The organism is Syntrophorhabdaceae bacterium (assembly GCA_028713955.1).
Lineage (GTDB): Bacteria > Desulfobacterota > Syntrophorhabdia > Syntrophorhabdales > Syntrophorhabdaceae > UBA5609.
Genome location: JAQTNJ010000294.1, coordinates 1 through 3,523, shown reverse-complemented (window position 1 = coordinate 3,523; position 3,523 = coordinate 1). Strand labels below are relative to the sequence as shown.

At 49.2% G+C, this 3,523-nt stretch carries 5 protein-coding genes; 4 read left to right on the top strand and 1 reads right to left on the bottom strand.

Annotated features, from left to right (window positions below):
- The coding region (locus PHU49_15980) for an endonuclease III (GenBank protein ID MDD5245508.1) at window positions 1-401 on the bottom strand (401 nt) is incomplete at its 3' end.
- Between the two features lie 239 nt (window positions 402-640).
- Between PHU49_15980 and PHU49_15975 the strand changes: the two genes are divergently transcribed.
- The 4 genes from PHU49_15975 (at window position 641) to PHU49_15960 (ending at window position 3,278) form a co-directional block, all read left to right on the top strand.
- Window positions 641-1,258, top strand: a complete 618-nt coding sequence (locus PHU49_15975; GenBank protein ID MDD5245507.1) for a DUF2238 domain-containing protein — start codon at window positions 641-643, stop codon at window positions 1,256-1,258.
- A 60-nt stretch (window positions 1,259-1,318) separates the two neighbouring features.
- Entirely contained in the window at window positions 1,319-1,663 is a 345-nt protein-coding gene (locus tag PHU49_15970) for a hypothetical protein (GenBank protein MDD5245506.1), read from the top strand.
- Between the two features lie 62 nt (window positions 1,664-1,725).
- A complete protein-coding gene (locus PHU49_15965; protein ID MDD5245505.1) occupies window positions 1,726-2,778 on the top strand; it encodes an amidohydrolase family protein in 1,053 nt (350 codons plus the stop codon).
- 32 nt (window positions 2,779-2,810) lie between these two features.
- Window positions 2,811-3,278, top strand: coding sequence for a thioesterase family protein (locus PHU49_15960; GenBank protein ID MDD5245504.1), 468 nt, complete (start codon window positions 2,811-2,813; stop codon window positions 3,276-3,278).
- Window positions 3,279-3,523: the final 245 nt, after the last annotated feature.

Here is a 3,523-nt window from a genome sequence, read left to right as displayed (position 1 = left end):
ACGGCGGGCTTGTTGTATGCAAGGCCAACGATCATGTTGGCTGATTTTCTCCCTATCCCTTTCACTGTGGCAAAGGCGTCGATATCGTCCGGGACTTCTCCCTTGAACCTCTGCGCGAGCTCGCCCGCGATGTTCTTGATGCTCTTCGCCTTATTCCTGTAAAAACCCGTTGGTCTGATGTCTTCTTCCAGTTCTTCTGTCGCCGCATCGATGTAATCCTGCAAGGACCTGTATTTCCTGAAAAGCTGCTCAGTCACTTTATTCACCCGTTCATCGGTGCACTGCGCGGAAAGAACAACGGCCACGACAAGCTCAAGGGGGCTGGAGAAGTTCAGCTCACACCTCGGCTGACCGTGCATGTTCTTAAGCCTACCGATGATCGAGTCAATATCTTTTTTCATCTGTTGTTGTTGGGTTACAGAATATATTCCTTTATACCACTTACACCCCTCGTATTCAATGAGAAAATCAAAGCTGTTAACTATTGGAAATAACATAAGAATAACAAATATAAGCCTTTTTATTTGCATTCTCATTGCCTTTTGGCCGGTACTGTATAATAATTACAAAAAAACAGGTTGGTTTATTCAATTGTTTGGCCGATAAAACATAAAGATACATTACTTGCGGACAGGATGATATGTCATCAAAAAGGTATCCCGTCATATTATTGATAATAATATTGGCCTTTTGGGCCTGGTCGGGAATTGAGCCGCATGACACCCGCCTTACCTGGGTTTTGGAAACCTTCCCGTTCATGATCGCCTTACCGGTCATGCTGCTTACATACAGGAGGTTTCCGCTGAGCAATCTGACCTATGCTATCATCTCGATCCACGCCATGATCCTGATGTTGGGCGGCCACTACTCTTACGCCAAGGTACCGCTGGGTTTCTGGATGGAGGATTGGTTTGGCTGGACCCGCAATAATTACGACAAGATCGGACATTTCATACAGGGTTTCGGCCCGGCGATATATACACGCGAAATTGTATTACGAACATCGCCGCTCGGACGGGGCAAGTGGCTTGGTTTTATATCCGTCGCCGTTCCCCTGGCCTTTTCGGCATTATACGAGATCATTGAATGGCTGGCTTCCCTTTCAAATCCGACCGACACTGAAGCCTTCCTCGGGACACAGGGTTACATCTGGGACACGCAAAGCGACATGTTCTGGTGTCTGATAGGCTCGATCGCCGCGCTCATCCTGCTTACGAGATTGCACAATAGATACCTTCTGAAAATCGGCGTGCGCTGATCCTCATGGAGAATCTCTTTTCCTGCCAAATCGCTGCATCAAAAAAGGAGGAGACATTAAATGGAAAACATAGTGACTGAAGAGACTGAAAAGTCGGCAAAAACTCTCACCACGGTTATCTACGCGCTGTATGCAGCATCGTATTTCATCGGCATAACAGCCATCGTTGCGATCGTGATGAACTACGTCAAGAAGGATGACGTGGCAGGGACGTTTCTGGAAAGTCACTTCCGATGGCAGATCAGAACCTTCTGGTTTGGCCTGCTTTGGGGTGCGCTGGGGGGAATAACAGTGTTAATCGTTATCGGTTGGCCTGTGCTCATTGCCGACGGCATCTGGATCATTTACCGCATCATCAAGGGTTGGCTGCGTCTCAATGACAATAAGCCCATGTATGTCGCATAACTTTGCCGTCGTGGGCATCATTTTAGTTTACTTTAGAGAAAAGTTATAGGAGACAGACCTGCATGATCAATAGACGCGATTTACTAAAGGCATTCTGTGCGCTTCCTCTTCTTGCCTTACTGCCAGGGGTTGGGAATGCTCAGAATATCGTCGATTTTCCGCAATTGAAAACAGGGTATGCACATCGCTTGAAGAAGATCCTGGCCGCCGGCGGGCTGCCTTATATCGATATAGAAAGTTCATGCAATTCCACGAAGCTGGATGTTGATTACGTTGCAAAAAACATGGATCGCCTTAATATAGGGCTGATGGCGCTTTCCGCAGACATCGGCGAGGGGCAGTTTAAAAAAGGGGTACGGTTTGACAACCTGTCAGAAAAACTGCTCGCCGGTTATCCGGACCGCTTCATACCTGTTGGAAACGGCGGACAACCCCCGGTCCTGACGGAGGCTCCGGAGGAATTTTTAGATGTTCAGGAGGCCGCCGTCCAAAAGAAACAGATGATGCTTCTGGGCGAATTCGAATTCCGCCACTACCCTTCGCCCAGGCAGGTAAAGCGCGGCGAGTTAAAACGCGACGTCAACATTCCAATCGACGGCCCGATCGGGCACCGGGTGTTCAGTCTGAGCGAACAAACCGGAATGCCGTTCCAGATCCACTATGAGATAGAGAATGAACTGCTCGCGCCGCTTGAATCAATGCTGCAACGATATCCTAAGGCCAGGGTAATCTGGTGCCATTTGGCCCAGATACGCTATATCGAACGCGCTTCCCGCTATACGCCCGCATATGTCGATGCCTTGATCAAGCGTTTCCCGAATCTGTATTTCGATACCGCATTTGGAGACGCGGGTTCGATATACCCCATTAGCAACCAGCGGCATTCGCGTGTGTGGGCAGACGATGGCGGCCTTAAGGTTGAATGGCGCGATCTTATCGTCGCCCATCCGAAGCGATTTTTATCAGCCCTGGACCTGGGCGGAGACCGCCTTAACCGGATCGCTGAATACGACTATAGACACAGGAGTTTTTTAAAGCACCTGCCGGCTGAAACGCGACATCAAGTAGCATACCGCAGCGCGTGGTCATTACTGTTTGGCGAAGATTTTGGCTGAGGGATTAACGGACCATTGAACGAGGAGGGATAATGGATAGTTGCACAAATGATGAAAGGTTTGTTTCCGCCATCAACGAACTGTTCAACGAGAAGATCCCTTTCAACAGGGTGCTCGGCCTTAAGGTTGAATCGATAAGCTATGAGCGCGTGAGGGTCTCATTTCAAATGCGTAATGAATTGATGGGACACTACAAGCGGGGGATGTTGCATGGAGGGGCTATATCGTCGGTCATCGATGTTACAGGCGGCCTGGCCGCGTTTATGGGCGTTCAGCAAAAGATACCGAGCGAGATCCTGGAGACAAGACTTGAGAGGTTCGGGAGGGTAAGCACCATTGATCTGCGTGTTGATTTTTTGCGTCCGGGCATCGGCAGGTGGTTTGTCGCCACGGCCTATACGTTGAGAACGGGAAACAAGGTTGCCGTTACAAGGATTGAGCTGAATAACGATCAGGACGATCTGATTGCTGTTGGTACCGGCTCATACATCGTGGCATAAAGGACGAGGGAGGAAATGACGAGAAGAATCAGGCTGAGGTTAAGGTTGAGGTTGAGTAAAACCTGGGTTTGCTTAACCTTAGCCTTAACCTGCTTTTTTGCTGCTCGATGCTGGATGCTGGAGAAGACCACGTGAGGCTTAAGTCGCAAGGGGTTAGTCGTAAAGGGTCGAACCCCTTACGCCCACGACTTACGGATTCTATCGTCTTTATCCCTGATACATCATGGGTATGACTTTGGAGGTGA